The sequence below is a fragment of the Carbonicoccus niuqiaonis genome (genome assembly GCF_050157065.1).
Lineage (GTDB): Bacteria > Actinomycetota > Actinomycetes > Propionibacteriales > Propionibacteriaceae > Avipropionibacterium.
In genome coordinates, this window is record NZ_CP189573.1 from 3,710,786 (window position 1) to 3,726,954 (window position 16,169).

Sequence of the window (16,169 nt, forward strand, 5' to 3'; positions counted from 1 at the left end):
AGGCATGTCCAAACCCCGAGCTGTTCGAGGGATCCGGGGGCGTCTCGACAAGCTCGACGGGGGGCGGATGTCAGGTCGACTCGCCGGGTCTCTCCGGTGGCGGCGGGTCGGCGGCAGGCTCCGGGGCCGGGGGCGCGGCAGGCTCCGGGGCCGGGGGCGCGGCAGGCTCCGGGGCCGGGGGCGCGGCAGGCTCCGGGGCCGGGGGCGCGGCAGGCTCAGGGGCCGGGGCCGCGGCTGTCTGCGGGGCCGGGGCCGCGGCTGTCTGCGGGGCCGGGTCCGTCGGGGGTTCGGCCGGCGTGGCGGGCCGCTGGCGACGACGGCGTACGGGAACCCGCGGTCTGGCCATCGCCTCCCGCGGGTTGCTGGAGATGAAGGCGTTGATCCACTGCGACCGGGGATCACCGTCGACCAACATCGTCTTGACGAACAACGTCATCGGCAGTGCCAACAGGGCGCCCAGCGGGCCGAGCACGAACGCCCAGAACGCCAAGGACAGGAACGAGATCGCCGGTGTCACGCCCACCGCGTCCCCGGTGAACTTGGGTTGGATGATCACCTGCACGACCACGTTCAGCACGCTGTACAGGATGATCACCCCGACCATGGTGGTGACGCCACCGTCGAGCAACCCGAGCAGCGCCGGCGGGATCAGCCCGAGGACGAACCCGATGTTGGGGATGAAGTTGGTGATGAACGACACCAGACCCCACAACATCGCCAACGGCACGCCCAACATGTACAGCCCGACGGTGTCGAGCACCGCAACGATCAACCCGAAGATCGTCGACACCAACCAGTACCGGCGCACCCCGGACGCGAACGCGTCGAGTGATGCCGCGAAGGCGGGCTGGGCCTTGGCCGTCAGCTCCAGCCGACGTGGGATGTCCATCGCATCGACCGCCAGGAAGAACATCACGGTGATCAGGAAGACGATGATGCTGGTCGCACCGAGCACCTGGTCCAACGTCGAGCGGGCGATGCCGGCCAGACTGGTCGGGTCGACCCCGCCGGCCAGCCGGTCGAGCTGGTCCTGATCGATGCCGAGGCTCGCCAGCCACGCGAGGGCGTCGTTGTAGAGGGCGATGAACTTGTCGGTGTAACGCGGCATCTGGATCGCCAGCTGGGCGATCGACAGCGACAGGGCCGCCATCAGGCCGAGCACGACGGCGTACAGGATCACCAGGCAGACCATGGCAGCCACGATCCGCGGGACCCGCTTGGAGACCAGCCAGCGCTGCAACGGGTGTGCGGTGATCACCAGGGTGAGCGCGAGGAAGGTCGGGGCGACGATGTCGGCCACCGCCCGCATCCCGGCGACGGCGACCACCACCGCGGCAGCCCCGACGAGCAGCATCCATGCCCGCGCCGGGCCGCCGGAGGACGGCGCCGTCGTGACCGTTCCCGACCGCCCGGCGTTGCTCGCCCCGGCGCCCGGGCGCCCGGGAGTCGCCGCGTTGCCTCGCGCAGATGTCATGGTCGGATCCTAATGACTTCGCAGCACCGGAACGCGCTCCGCCCATCCGGGATGCCGCCGAGGCCCACCCCGCTGCACCCCGAGCCGACCCGTACCGCGACGGTACGGCCGCCCCGTGACAAGCCCGTCACGGGCCCTTCACGAACCCCTCACGAGCCCCTCACGAACCCGTCACGCGGTGTCACCAGCCGCCGCCACCGCCACCACCGACGCCGCCACCGACCGAACCGCCCGAGAAGCCGGAACCACCGGAGGATGCGGCGGCCTGTGCGGCCACCCCGGCCACACCGGAGCCGGTGGTGAAGCTGGAGAACGAGCTCAGCGAGTTGGCGGCCCAGAAGGAGCCGTACCCGGTGGCGTACCAGGTGGGTTCGGGTACGGGCCGGCCCGCGGCTGCGGCGTCGGCGAACACCTTGGTCCAGTGGTCGGCCACCCCGAACGCCATCGCGTACGGCAGGTAGCGGGAGAAGATGTCGTTCTCGGCCTCGAACTTCAGCTGGTCCCCCTCCGCCGTCGCGAGGTACTCCCGGAACCCGAGGACCTGGGCGAGCACGGCGGTCCCGGCAGCGGTACGAGCAGGCGCGAACCACGCGGCGATGAGGACAGCGACCCCCACCAGCGCGACACCGATGCCGAGGATCCCGACCCCGACGGTCAGGCCGAGCAGGAGAAGCAGGGCCAGACCGAGCACGATGATCCCGACGCCGGACAGCGCCCAGCGGGTCCGGACACGTTGCGGGGAGTCACGGAACCACCCCAGCTCGACCACCCGGTCGTACAGCGACGACTGGGTCTTCCCCATCGCGGCGGCGAGTTCGGTGCCGATCTCGTCCAGCCGGACCGAGTCCTGGTCGTCGGCGAACACGCCGTGCAGGATGTCCTTCTCGAACTCGAGCAACTCCCGATCGTCCAGGACGGCGTCGGGCGTGCGGTGCAGTCGCCAGCGCGGGTCGTCGGTACCGGTGCCGAGCTCGTCGGGCCCGAGGTCCTCGATCCGCAGATGCCCCCGTACGGCAAGGTCGACGATGGTGGCACTCACGTCGGCGGGATGGGCGACCTCGTCGAGCAGTGTGCCCGCCGCGCCGGGCCGGACGTCATCGGGTGGGGTGAACCGGACCGCCACCGCCGTCTTCGCCGCCGGTCCCACGTCCGGGCCGGCTGCGTCCGGACCGGCTGCGTCCGAGCCGGCTGCGTCGAGGCCACGCGCGTCCGGGTCGTTGGGGGCCAGCCCGGGCGTGACGCCCTGGTACGCCTGGTCGCGGCCCCGCCGACGGGCGAGCCAGATCACCCCACCGACCCCGCCGAGCCCGAGGACGCCGGCGCCGATCGTGGCGGGAGTGGCGTAACCGAGGAAGTTGGCCGGGGTCACGCGGTGGGTGAGGATCGGCTGCACGCCACCGAAGGCACCTGCGGGGTGGGCGGTCACGATGGTCATCCCCTCGCCCGGCTGCAGCCCCACCTGGGTGAACACGGCGACCTCACCGTCGGCCTGCGCCTGCTCCGGCTGGCAGCTGATGTCGCTGCCGGACCCACCGACGTAGCAGGCGGCCTGCAGTACCTCCGCACCGGTGTTGAGCTCGATCCGGACGTCGCGGATCTCCACCTCCCAGCCGGTCCCGATCGCGTTCCAGTAGATCTCGTCCTCCCCGTTCGGTCCGACGTCGGAGGTCGGGATGCCCGCGACCGTGTAACTGATCCGGTAGTCCTGTGGGCCCTCCACCTCGACGTCCTCGTCACCGACCCGGACCTCGAGGCCGTCCGAGCCGGATTCGGTCCGAAGGTCGGCCGGCGCACCGCTCGGCGAGCTGGCGGTGATGTCGCTGTACTCGAGGACGCGGTAGTGGTCGGGGTCGTCGGCGATCTCCTGCCGGGTGACGAAGGTGAGGTACGGCCCGTGGCCCGGCTCGTCGGCGAAGTCGAAGGTGAAGTCGAGGTCGACCCGCATCGTGCCGTCCGGCTGCAGGGTGGCCACCATCTGGTACCGGGTGATGGACCAGTCGTCGGTGTCGGCCCGGGCCGAGCTGGCGGGCACCAGCGAGGTGGCGGGTGCCAGCAGGCCGAGCACCGCTCCGATCAGCAGCAGCCGTACGAGTGGACGCTTCGCGACGGAGTCAACCATGCCGTCGATGGTATGCGGCTGCCAGTCACCGCAACCCGGTGTGCGCCCGCGACGTGAGTCGTACGGGATCAGTTCCCGAAGCCGCGGCGGACCTCGAAGCGCTGTTCGCCGTACGAGACCACCTGGCCCTCGCGGACCCGCACCACGTCGCCCGGTGCGCACGGCTCGAACTTGCCGGTCGTGGTGGCGATGGCCGACCCGTTGGTCGAGCCGCGGTCCATCACGTACGCACCGCGGGTGTCGACGCCGACGGCGATGTGGGTCTTGGAGACGGTACGGGAGGTGTCGGACACCTTGACCAGTTCGGCCCCCTCCTCGCCGGCGCGGGGCTGCGGGTTGCGACCGATCAGCACCAGTGACTCGACGTCGACCTGACGCCCGTCACCGAGCACGATGTACCACCCCTGGTCAGGCTTGCGTTGGTTGCCGACCCGCTGCACGAGCCTGGTCGACTCGACCTCCTCGGGCGACGCCTGGGAGGCGGCCACCCCGAAGGTCGGCATCGGGCCGGTGGCGGACCCCGCACCACCGGAGGTGCCCGGACCACCAGGCGCACCCGCACCGCCCCCCGGTGGGGCGCCATGGCCCATCGGGCCGCCGGGCTGTGCCGGACCACCCGGTCGGGCGAACGGGTCGCGGGTCGGCCGATCGGGGCCACCGGCAGACGGTGCGCTGGTGGGGAAGCCGCCCTGCTGCTGCCCGGGGAAGCCACCCGACTGCTGGCCCGGGAAGCCGCCCGGCTGCTGTCCGGAGCCCTGGAAGCCCTGGAAGCCCTGGTCGCCCTGACGGTTGTCGTCGGGGCCTCCCCCGTACGGCGCAGATCCGCCGTACCCGCCGGACTGGCCGACGCCACCGGGGCCGGGCGGCAGATTCGTCTCGGGGCCCACCGCTCGGCGCGCCCCCGCTCCGGCGAACTCCGACGTGGCGGGGCTCGCCTGCCGGGCGTTGATGACGACGGCGCGGGCGGCCAGGTCGTGCCAACCCTGCCGTCGCGGGTGCAGCATGAGCAGGATCACCATGATGATGAGGCCGATGCTGGTCATGCCGAGCCCCAGCAGGATCAGCAACCGGATGATCGCGCGGGCCCAGCCGATCGGCCGGCCGTGCTCGACGCCGACGACCTCGAGTTGCATCAGCCGCATCCCCGGGCTGGCACCGCGGGTGCCCTGGGTCCAGCACAGCACGACCCACCAGCCGATGCTCAGCACACCGGCGGCGATGGCGAGCACCAGCCGTACGTCGTTGCTCGGGACCATCACGTACGCGGCACCGACACCGCCCAGCAGCAGAGCCGGGATGACGCTGTCGATGACGTAGGCGAGGATGCGGCGACCCGGCGCCCCGGCCGATATCCCCGGCGGGAAGCCGGCATTGCTGCTCATGGGGGTGCTCCCTTCGGTCGGGTGGGTGCGGGTCGAGACTGGCACACCTCGGCGTCACATCTTCCCAGATCCGCGACCTGACGTGCACGTCGGGCCGCGGCCCGGGTCAGGTCAGACGGCGCAGGGAGCGGAACGACAACGCGCCTCGGACGCGGCGCCACCAGCTGACCGAGGCGCCGAGTGCCCCGGACGCGGCGATGACGTGTCGCCAGTAGACGTCCACCTCGGGTTCGCCGGGCGGGGTGGCGCCGAAGGTGGCGCGATCGGCGCGGCGGGCCAGTTCGGCGAGCTCCGCGGGCTCGAGTCGCAGGCTCCCGCTCCCCGGCAGGCCGCCAGATCCAGCACCGTCCACGGGCACAGACCGAGACTCGGGCCCACCTGCGGAGCTCGCCCCCGGGCCCGTTGCAGTTCCGGCACCGGAACCGGCACCGGCACCGACCAAGGTGGCCACGTTCTCACTCCGCGTGGCCCGCCCACTCGGTTGGCCCCCCAGATCCCGGATCCGGTCGATGACCTCGTCCCAACCACCTTCGATCCGCTCGGTGGGCGAACCGCGGGTCCGGCGCAGGGCGCGGCGTCGGGCCTTCCAGATGAGCACGACCGCCATCGGGGCCAGCAGCACCAGCAACGGGATCCCGACCAGGGCCATGATGCTGAGTACGGCCGCCAGGTCGATCGGCGGCTCCGGCTCCTGCTCCTCCTGACTGTCCTGCGGCGGCGTGCGGTCGGGTGGCAGCCGCTCGGGGCGGGTCGGCGGCGGTGGCGGGTTCTCCACCTGCGGCCGGGGCCGAGACTGCGACCGGGTGTCGTCGGGCGGCAGCGCCCGCGACTTGTCGGGTGTCGGGTTGAAGATGACCCAGCCGAGCCCCTCGAACGCGATCTCCACCCACGCGCTCACGTCGTCACCGGTGACCCGACCACTGCTCGGCGGCTGGTAGCCGTACACCACCCGCGCCGGCATGCCGAGCTCACGGGCCATCAGCGCCATCGCGACCGCGTACTGCTCCTCGTCGCCGACCAGCTGCCCCTCGTGGTCGGTCATCAACTGCGTCATCCGGTACGACCCGTGGCCCGGCAGCGACGGCACGTCGTTGGCCAGGCCGCGCGAGTAGTAGCCCTTGCGCAGCTCGGTCTCCAGCCGGATCGCGGCCTCCCCGTCGGTGCGGGCACCGTTGGTCCACTCCTGCGCCTTGGTGACCAGTTCCTGGGCGACCGGGGTCGCCGGCGGCAGGTCGACCTGCTCGACGTCGGCCTCGGCGACCACACCGCGTTCGGGCTGCGCGGGGATCACCGCCTCCACCGTGTACGCCTCCTCGCCGGTCAGCCCGGTGCGGGCCACCCCGGTGCCGGTGGCCCGGTTGTAGAAGAGGTTCTCCGACTGCTCGATCCGCTCCGGCCCGGTGAAGGTCCAGGTCAGCGTCTTGCCCACCGTGGGCAGCCACCGACCGCGGTAGTCCTCGATCTCGATGCTGTACGACACCGGCACCCCGGGCGTGGTGTCGGGCACCCGGCTGCCGATCCGCCGGAACTCGCCGCCACCGGACCCGCCGCTCAGCGAGGTGGCCACGTTCATCGTGTTGCCGTCGTACGCGTCGAGGGTCGCGATCCGGATCGGGGTCCCGGCCGGCAGCCCCTCGACGGTGAACAGCACATCGGTCCGGTGCTCGGTGAGGTTCGCGCGGTACGACTGCAGCGGCGACGGCCACGCCCGTACGTCCAGCGGTGGCGTCACCACGTCACGCAGCACGTGCCGTGGCCCGGCCGGCGACACCAGCGGCGACACCAGCGTCGTCAGCAGAGCGGTCACCAGCAGCACCCCGGTCGCGCCCAGCACCACCCGCGCGCTGTAACGACGGCGACGCGACAGCAGGGTCTGCCGCTGGTAGTCGCGGCGGTACGCGTTCCACACCAGTGCGACCGCGAAGAAGCCGAGCCCGATCACGACCGGCCACCACGCGGTCTGCAGTCCGAACGCGATCCCGGTGGCCATCGCGACCGCCGGTGCGACCCACCCCCAGCTGGGTCGGCCCGACCGGGTCGCCACGCTGATCCCGATCACCCCGGCCAGCAGCATCGTGATCAGCGGCACCACCAGCAGGTTGTCGGTCAGCCCGAGCGGGGCGTCCATCGTCAGCGACGCCTTCCACGCCTGCACCGACCCGAACACCAACCCCGACAGGGTTCGTGCGGTCGGCACCACGTGGTACGTGGCCAGCTGCGGCATCGCCAGCGCACTGCCGAACACCAGGTACGCGACCGCCAGCGCCACCGCGATCACCCAGGTCTGCCAACGCCGGACCACCCCGACCGCGCCGATCCCGACGCCCAGCACCGCGCCACCCATCGACGCCACCCACAGCCAACCGGTCGCGTACAGCGGCCAGAACGCGAGTGTCGCCAGGGCGAGCAGCGCCAGCACCGCGACACAGTCGACGACCAGCCACCGCCACCGGTCGACCCCGGCCTCGGCGTACACCGTCGCCGGACCGCGCAGCTGCGAGGTGCCGCCGAACCAGCTGTGCCAGGTGTGGCCCAGCACCGACCGGGACCGTTCGACGACCCGGACCGGCCACGACGACTCGGTACGGCCCGCGCCGGACCGCCGCGCCCGCTCCCCCTGCGCCCGCTTCCCCTGCGACCGGGTGCGGGTCGAGGTCCGCTTCGGGTCCCGTCGGGTCATCGGGCGGCCCGCCGCACTGCCCGGGGCAGGTCCTCGAGCCGGCCGATGGTGGCGACGCTGACCGCGCCGATCGTCCGGACCGCCAGTTCGGCGCCGGTGCTCACCTGCACCACCAGCACCCGGACGTCGGAGCCGAAGGTCGCGCCGGCCTGGCGCAGCGTGGTCAGGTCGGGCTGGGAGCCGGTGACCAGCGACACCACCGAGGCGTTCGGCTCGGTCTGGTGGAGGGTGCGGGCCAACGGCGCGATCCCGCCGGGCCCGCCGGCCCGGATGCTGCACATCTCGTCGAGCACCCGCCGCGGGCCGACGGCGCGCAACCGACCGGCCGAGGTGAAGACGCCGACCTCGTTCTCGTCCCGCAAGGCCTGGACCGACAGCGATCCCGCGACCGACACCGCCAACTCGAACTCGTCGGGGTCGAGGTAGGAGGCGATCTCGAGGTCGAGCCCGATCACCACGTGCGAGCGGCGGGTCTCCTCGAACTGCCGGACCATCAGCGTGCCGGTCCGCGCCGACGACCGCCAGTGGACGTAGCGGCGGTCGTCACCGGCCACGTACTCCCGCAGGGCGTGGAACGACACGTCGGAGTTGGTGAGCTCGGAGGTGGTGTGGCCCTCCAGGTCCCTGATGAACCCACCCACCCGGCCGGGGATCGGCACGGTCCGAGGATGGACGTACAGCTCGATCGCGCCGGTCCAGCGGATCTCCCGGCCGAGCAGGCCGAACGGGTCACCCCGGACACTGCGTGCCGGACCGATCGTGATCACCGTACGGCGCGACGTCGGCACCGCGAACACCTCGTCGTGGGAGGCGTTCCCGGCCAGCGACGGCAACCCGAAGCTGGCCGTCCGGCGACCCACCGGCAGCTCGATCCGGGCGGGGAAGAGTCGGCGGGCGGAGGTGTTGACCACCGTCAGGTCGCCGAGTGCCCGCTCCCCGACCACCACGTGCGCCCGCTGCAGCCGCAGCGTCACCTGGTAGGTCTGCCGACCGACGGTGAACCCGACCGCGCACAACAGCACGACCGCCGCGGCGATCGCGATCAACCGCAGCTCCCACCAACCCAGCACCAGACCGGCCACCCCGGACACGACGGCCACCGCGAGCAGCCCCCACCCGGCCGCCTGCATCCCGATCAGTCCTCCGACGCGGCGGACCGTCCGGACCGCCGTGGTCAGCCGACCCGGCGCCGTCGCCGTCCGAGGGCGGTCGCCCGAGCCGGTGGTGGAGGTCGTCGGCACGCCGGTGGACGTGACGCTGCGACCACCGGTCCCGGTGGTGGTGGGGGCCGCGGTCACCGTCATGCGGCGCCACTCCTGGCGGGCGGGCTCACCGTCGCCAGCACCCGGTCCATCACGTCGGCGCCGGTGACCCCGTCGAACTCCGACTCCGGGTCGAGGATCAGCCGGTGGGTCAGGCACGCCGGCGCGAGCCGCTTCACGTCGTCGGGGGTGACGTACTCGCGGCCCTGCGAGGCCGCCCACACCTTGCCGGCCCGGACCAGGGCCAGGCAGCCGCGCATGCTGACGCCGAGCCGCAGGTCGGCGGTCTGCCGGGTCTCCTCGGCGATCCGGGTGATGTAGTCGAGTACGGAACGGTCGACGTGGGCGCCGGCGGCCAGTCGGGCCATGTCGGCCACCGCCTGGGTGGTGATCACCGGGGTCAGCGCACCCGACTGCGGGCGCGACCCGCCGGTCTCGAGCACCCGGATCGTGTTGTCCCGGTCGGGGTAGCCGAGCGACGTCTTCATCAGGAACCGGTCGAGCTGGGCCTCCGGCAGCCGGTACGTGCCGGCCTGTTCGATCGGGTTCTGGGTGGCGATCACCATGAACGGGTTGCCCACCGGGTACGGCTTGCCGTCGACGGTGACCCGTGACTCCTCCATCACCTCGAGCAGCGCCGACTGTGTCTTCGGCGAGGCCCGGTTGATCTCGTCGGCCAGCACGATGGAGGCGAAGATCGGCCCCTTGTGGAACTCGAACTCGCCCGACTTCTGGTCGTAGATCGTGACGCCGGTGACGTCACTGGGCAGCAGGTCGGGGGTGAACTGGATCCGCGAGTGGGTGCCCTGCACGGTCTGCGCCAGGCCACGCGCCAACGTCGTCTTGCCGGTCCCCGGGACGTCCTCGAGCAACAGGTGGCCCTCAGCCAGCAGGCAGGTGACGGCCAACCGGATCGGGTGCTCCTTGCCCAGGATCACCTGCTCCACGTTGTTCACCACCGCCCCGAACGCGTTGGCGAACCACTCGGCCTGCTCCGTTGTCATCGTCATGATCAAGTTCCCCCTGCTACGTGGGCCAGTCGGTGCGTTCGGGCGAGGTCACCGAGACGCCACCGCCGACACAGTCCATCCGGTACGTGATGTTCTGACCCAGGCCCACCACGTAGAAGCGTGTGTTGCCATTGTTGTCGGTCCTGCCCGACGCACTGCGGTTGCCGAAGTGGGTGGTGCAGGTGACGGTGGTGTTGGGCGGGAAGTTCTTGACGTCGGCGTACGCCTCGTAGCACCGCTTCAACGGACAGGTGTCCGGCTGCGGGTTCAGCAGCGGCCCGTCGTCGGTGTAGGCCGAGGCCGCACTCGTCTTCGCCGACCGGCTGTTCACCGCGGAGTAGTCACCCTCACTGTTGCGGACCCGCACCTCGACCTTGTGCGTCTGGCTCGGCCCGTCGCCGAGGGTGATGGTGTCGTTGAGCGGCTTGCTCTGCCAACTGCCCCCGTTGACCCGGATCTGCAGCAGCGTGACCTTGCGACCGTTGGAGGTGGACGGCGACGACCAGCTGAACGTGCGCCGGATCCCGCTGCCCGTGGGTTGGCCCATCGACGGCCGGGCCGGCGGCTTGTAGGCCACCACCCCCTGGGCCGGGGAGGCCGTCCACGCGCTGCACTTGTTGCCGGCGCCGTCGCTGCGGCAGGCCCGGATCCGCACCGTGTAGGTCTGGCCTGCCGTACCCTTCACCACCCCGCCCGACGGGTAGGCCCGGGCCGCGCCCTTGTTCAACGAGTACTGGTACGTCGGCGTCGACTGGCCGTCATCGGCACCGGGCCGGTAGCCCATCTGCAACCGCTCGTTGGGCTCGGCCGCCAGCGTCACGGAGCGGGGTGCCGGCGGTGCGGAGTACACCACGACCTTGATCGCCCTGCTGGCCGCCGACACCCCGGCCTTGTTCTGTGCCTTGATCCGGACGGTGTACGTGGTGTTGCTCGGCACCTGCATGGTGTGGGTGATCCGCGAGGTCTGGCCCGGCTTGGGGACGTACTCGGTGGTGCTGGAGTTCGCGGTGATCAGGTACTTGGTGATCGGCGCACCGTTGGTGTTGGCCGGCGGGTCCCAGGTCAGCTTGAGCTGTCGCCCGGTCCGTGCGGCACTGTCCTCGGCCGAGATGAGCGAGGGTGCCGACGGCTTGCCGGCCGGGGTCTCGGGCTGCGAACGGGGCGAGAAGTCGCTCGGCTCCGGCGCCTTGTTCCGGGCCCGAACCCGGAAGGTGTACGCCGACCCGTTCGTCAGCCCACTCCAGGTGTAGGAGGTCACCGCCCCGACGGTGCGCCGTTCGAGGCCGTTGGGCCCGCTGAGCTCGATCTCGTACTCCTGCACCGCCGATCCCTCGGTCCGTGCCTCGGCCCAGCTCAGCTGGAGCTGCTTGTCGCCGAACTTCGCCGACGCCGAGGTGGGCGCCTCGGGTCGGACGTCGGGGGTGATCACCGCCGACGGCGACGACGGTTCGGAGTCGCCGTGGGCGTTGGTGGCCACCACGGTGAAGGTGTAGCCGACGTCGTTGGTGAGGTCGGTGATCGTGCACGTCGTGGTGGTGCACGCCTGCGTGGTGGTGGCGCCGCCACCGGTCGCGGTCACGGTGTAGCCGGTGATGGGAGACCCGTTCGCCTCGGGGGCGGTCCAGTTGATCACCGCCTGCCGGTTGCTCACCTGCACCCGGCGCGGCGTTCCCGGCTGGTCGGGTCGGCCCTGCACGGTGAGCCGGATCCGGCCCTCGGACTCCCGCTCGGGTACGTCGGTGACGTCGCGGATCGTGTAGCGCACCACGAGGGTCCCGACGAAGTCGGCACCCGGGGTCACGACCACCCTGTCCCCGTCGACGGCCGCCTCGCCGACGCCGGTCTCCACGACCGCGTTGCGCAGCGTCAACGGGTCGTCGGGGAACGGGTTCACGTCGTTGCCGAGCACGGCGACGGTGGTGGTGCGGCCCTGCACCGCGTCCGGCACCACGTCGTCGATCGCCTGGGGTGCGGGCCGCGTGGTGGCGGTCACCTCGACCGTCACCTGCACCGGCACGGTGTGTTCCCCGTCGCCGGCGGTGACGGTGCCCTCCACCCGCGTTCCGGCCGGCACCTGGGGCGTCGCCTCCGCACTCAGCCGCGACCCCTCCAGCCGGACGGTGAGCCCGGCGGGGGCTGCGAAGGTCGGCTCACGGAAGGTCAGCGGATCACCGTCGGGGTCACGGACGGCCGGCCGCAGGTCGAGCGAGCGACCCTCCTCACCGGCGGCCACGGTCAGGGTCACCGGGACGGCGGTGGGGGGTTGGTTCTCCGGTTCCATCTCCCGACCTTCGGGCGTCTGAGGCGCAGGCAGCACCTTGATCGGCACGGTCAGCACCGCGGTCCGGCCGTCGGGGTCGGTGGCGTTGGCTCCGTCGGTCACCTCGAAGGTCATCGACGCCGGGCCGGAGTACTCGACGGGGGCGACGAAGCTGACCGACCCGGTACCGGTGGCGGTCGCCGTACCGTGGGTGGCCCAGATCCGCTCGTCGTCAGTCAGCCGGACCGCCCGACCACCCCGACCCTGCACGAAGTCGGCGATCTGGAACTCCTTCTCCTCCCCGGCGACCACCTCCTGCACCGGGATGTCGGGCCGCAGCGCCGGTACGGCGTCGCCCAGGCCGGGCACGGTGACGGTGGCGAAGGCGATCAGGCCGTCGGTGTCGGTGACCTGGTAGCGGATCACCTGCATCCGTTCGGTGACCTTGACCTTGACCTGGTTGTCCTCGACGGTCGGGCGTTCCTCCTCCGGCACCCCGTCGGGCGGGATCGACACCATCGCGTGCTTGATGTTGCCGTCCGGGTCGTCGTCGTTGTCGAGCACCGGGACGGTGATCACGTCGGAGTCGAGGACGTCCCAGGCCGGGACCACGTCGTCGACCAGGGTCGGTGCCTGCAAGGGCGCGGTCGGGTCGCCGGTGATCCGGATCGTGCCGGACGCCTCCGCACCGCGGGAGTCGATGATCGTGTACGTCCCGACCATGGTGCCCGGGACCGCCGGCACCTTGACCTCGATCACCCGGTCGTCGACGACCTTGGCACCGGGCAGGCCGCCGACCGGTTCGGAGGCGAAGCCGATCGAGTCGCCGTCGGGGTCGGAGTCGTTGGCCAGCACGGGGATCCGCAGCACCTGGTTGGGGCGCGCGGTGACGACGTCCTCGACCGCGACCGGTGGCGTGTTGCCGGCGGCCCGGGGCACCACGCCGAGCCGGATGGTGCCGATCGCCACCGCCCCGCGGGCGTCGACGATCCGGTAGGTGAACTCGTCGGTGCCGGCGGAGTCGGCGTACGCCTCGTAGCCGAACTCGCCGTCGCCGATGGACACGATCCGGCCCAAGGTCGGGGGTACGTCGACGCCGAGCAGCCGCACCGAGTCGCCCTCCGGGTCGAGCCCGCGCAATGGGATCACGATCCGGGAGGTGCTGTCGGCGAGCACCCGTTCGACGACCTCGGGTGCCTTCGGGGCGGTGTTGGGTACGGCGTCGTCGACCACCTGGAAGCGGACCTGCGCCGACGCCGTACGGCCCTGGCTGTCACGCACCTGGTAGACCGCCCGGTACTCGCCGGGCACCGTCGGGGCCCGGAACCGTACCAACTCGTCGGTGACCCAGGCCTGCCCGGCGGCCGGCAGCTCCGAGAGCTTCTCGTCCAGCGTCAGCTCCAGCCCCGAGGGTGACAGGTCGTTCGCGAGCACCCGGACCTCTCCGGTGTCCCCGGCCCGGACGACCAGGCTGTCACCGATCGCCCGCGGCTGCTGGGTGTCGGGCTTGCGCGGCAGCACCACGATCGAGCCCTGGGCGGCGTGCTGGCCGTCGGAGACGGTGTAGCCGAGGACGAGCGGTTCGCCGAGCGTACGCAGGGCGGTGATCTCGACCTGGTGGCGCCGCAGGATCCGCACCCGGACCCGGGGGTCGGTGGTGACCTGCTGCACCACCAGCACGTCCTCGTCGGGGTCCTCGTCGTTGGCGAGCGGGTCGATCAGCACCGAGCCGCCGGCGGGCAGTGGGGCCTGGTCGCGGGCGGCGACGGGCGGCTTGTTCTCGTCCGGGCTGTCGGTGACGTCGATCCGCACCACCCCGTACGAGCGAGGCCCGTTGCTGACCACGTAGGTGAAGTAGTAGGTGCCGGCCTTCTGGGCGCTGAAGGTGAACGACTCGGCGTCGGCGAGTTGGGCGCGGGCCCCTTCGGGTGCCTCGTCGATCTTGGACAGGATGAGGTTGTCGCCGATGTCGTTGAGCAGCGGCTTGACCGTGATCTCCTCACCGGTGCGTGCGGTCACGTGGTCGCCGAAGGCCAGCGGTGGTACGGCCTGCTGGACCGCCTGCACCGACAGCACGGCCTTGGTCTCGGCGACCCCGTCGGACACCACGACGGTGACCTCCTTGCGGCCCAGCTCGGTGCCGGCGTCGCGGAAGGTCAACATGCCCTCCGGGGTGACCGACACCTCGTCGTCACCCTCCACCGTCGCGCCGACCAGCGTCAGGTCGTCGCCCTCCGGGTCACGCCAGTCGAGCAGCACCCGGGCCTCGGCGTCGCCGCCGGAGGAGACCGCGAGCGAGCGCGGTTGCGGTACCTGCACCGGCGCGTTGTTGGTGACCTGCTGGTCGGCGGAGACGACGGCGACGGTGGCGGTGGCGGTGGCCGTACCGCCACGGCCGTCGGAGATTTCGTACGAGATGGTGAACGACCCGGTCGCGTCCTCGGGGACCGTCACCTGCAGTCCGGTGCCGCCGCGGACTAGGCCCAAGGTGCCGCGTGACTCGGGCAGCTCCGGCACCCCGGTGAAGGTGAGCACGTCACCGTCGGGGTCGGAGTCGTTGTCGGTGACCGTCAGTAGGGTGGCGCGGCCGGCGCGGACGGTGAGCCGGTCCCCCTCCGCGATCGGCGGCCGGTTCTCCAGTGACCGGTTGGGGTTGATCTCGCGGGTGATCTCCTCGTTGGTGACCTCACCGTTCTCGTCGGGTGCCGGCGGGGTGACCTTGTCCCAGCCCTCGATCAGCCGCATGTCCTCGGTGACCAGCCACACGTCGCCGCCGACCACGTCGTTCAGCACCACCTCGTCGCGGTTGACGCGGAAGACGACCTCGTTGGGGGCGGTCCAGCCGGTCGCCTCGGCGGTGGCGGCGGCGGTCCGGTCGCACCGGGTGACGACCTCGGTGGTCGCCCCGCCCGAGAAGGCTCCGTACGCACATCCCGCCACGACGACCGGGGTCGCCGGGGTGCCGGGCGCCCGGCCCAGCTCGACCAGCCCGGACTCCGCGATGCCGAAGAGGCCCTCGGGGGTCGCCAGCACTGCTTCGATCGAGCTGCCGGCGACCTCGGGGACCCGCTCCGAGGGGGCCTGCAGCTCGGCCAGCTTCGCCTGCGGGACGGTGATCGTGACGTCGCGATCGAGCAGTCGGATCTCGCCGCGGTCGCGGTCGAGCAACACCGGGGTGGTGCCGACGACGGTGAGCTCGGAGTTGGCCGACGGGGCGGTCTCGAGCTTCGTCACCGCGGTGCCCTCGGGGGTCACGGTGACCAGTTCGCCACGCTCCACCGACACCCCGTACGCGGTGCCGTCGACGCCCAGGGCGGAGAAGCCGCCGAGGCCGAGGTCGATGTCGGGGGTGGTGCGGGTGAACTCGATCCCGGCCGCCTCGGCGAGGGGTCGGACCCACATCGCGCCGGTGGTCGGGTCGGAGATCGCCACCCGGCCGGCCTGCAGGCCGACGGAGGCGCCGTTGGGCACCAGGGCGGCCGCGCCGAGGCCGAGTGATCCGGGGTCGAGCACGCTGAGCTGCCCGGTGTCGTGGTCGATGGTGGCGACGTCGTTGCCGTCCTGCAGGACGTCGCCGCCCTTGCCGCTCAGCGCCGCCGAGCCCGACAGCTCGTCGATCTGCCGGTTGAACTTGCCGACCCGCTCCAGGCTCGCGTTGGTGACGTACACCGAACCGTCGTGGAGTCGCGGGTCGACCGTGGGCAGTCCGGGGTCGACGACAGCCAGGGTGACCAGGACCGCGGCGACGACACCGACCGCGATCGTGGGCCACCCCGACCACCGGCGTCGGCGAGCTGGCGCAGGCGCACTGCGCTGACTCGGCGATGACGCCGTCGACACGGGGCTGCGGCGGGACAAGCTTCAACTCCTCCGTACGGCCGGACCCCGCCCATTCTGCACACCAAGGGTGGCAACACCAACCGGTCGCCCGTACTGGCAACACGTGGGTGAACCGACGATGACGCGCCGGTGACGGACCATT

7 protein-coding genes are annotated in these 16,169 nt (G+C 71.8%); all 7 read right to left on the minus strand.

The window, feature by feature from the left end; all coding sequences use genetic code 11:
* Positions 1–70: 70 nt before the first annotated feature.
* Positions 71–1,474, minus strand: a complete 1,404-nt coding sequence (locus ACQBAU_RS16955) for an AI-2E family transporter (protein WP_465255501.1) — start codon at positions 1,472–1,474, stop codon at positions 71–73.
* Positions 1,475–1,655: 181 nt separating this feature from the next.
* Entirely contained in the window at positions 1,656–3,593 is a 1,938-nt protein-coding gene (locus tag ACQBAU_RS16960) for a DUF2207 domain-containing protein (RefSeq protein WP_465255500.1), read from the minus strand.
* A gap of 68 nt (positions 3,594–3,661) precedes the next feature.
* Positions 3,662–4,975, minus strand: a complete 1,314-nt coding sequence (locus tag ACQBAU_RS16965; protein ID WP_465255499.1) for an RDD family protein — start codon at positions 4,973–4,975, stop codon at positions 3,662–3,664.
* Between the two features lie 106 nt (positions 4,976–5,081).
* Positions 5,082–7,655 (minus strand): transglutaminase TgpA family protein, encoded by a 2,574-nt coding sequence (locus ACQBAU_RS16970; protein WP_465255498.1) that lies wholly within the window; start codon positions 7,653–7,655, stop codon positions 5,082–5,084.
* Positions 7,652–8,959: a DUF58 domain-containing protein gene (locus tag ACQBAU_RS16975; RefSeq protein ID WP_465255497.1), complete on the minus strand. Its 1,308-nt coding sequence runs from the start codon at positions 8,957–8,959 to the stop codon at positions 7,652–7,654. The genes ACQBAU_RS16970 and ACQBAU_RS16975 overlap by 4 nt, the downstream gene beginning before the upstream one ends.
* Entirely contained in the window at positions 8,956–9,927 is a 972-nt protein-coding gene (locus tag ACQBAU_RS16980; RefSeq protein ID WP_434549559.1) for an AAA family ATPase, read from the minus strand. The genes ACQBAU_RS16975 and ACQBAU_RS16980 overlap by 4 nt, the downstream gene beginning before the upstream one ends.
* Before the next feature lie 16 nt (positions 9,928–9,943).
* Positions 9,944–16,045 carry an Ig-like domain-containing protein gene (locus ACQBAU_RS16985; RefSeq protein WP_465255496.1) on the minus strand — a complete coding sequence of 2,034 codons (6,102 nt, stop codon included), beginning with the start codon at positions 16,043–16,045 and terminating at the stop codon, positions 9,944–9,946.
* Positions 16,046–16,169 lie beyond the last annotated feature (124 nt).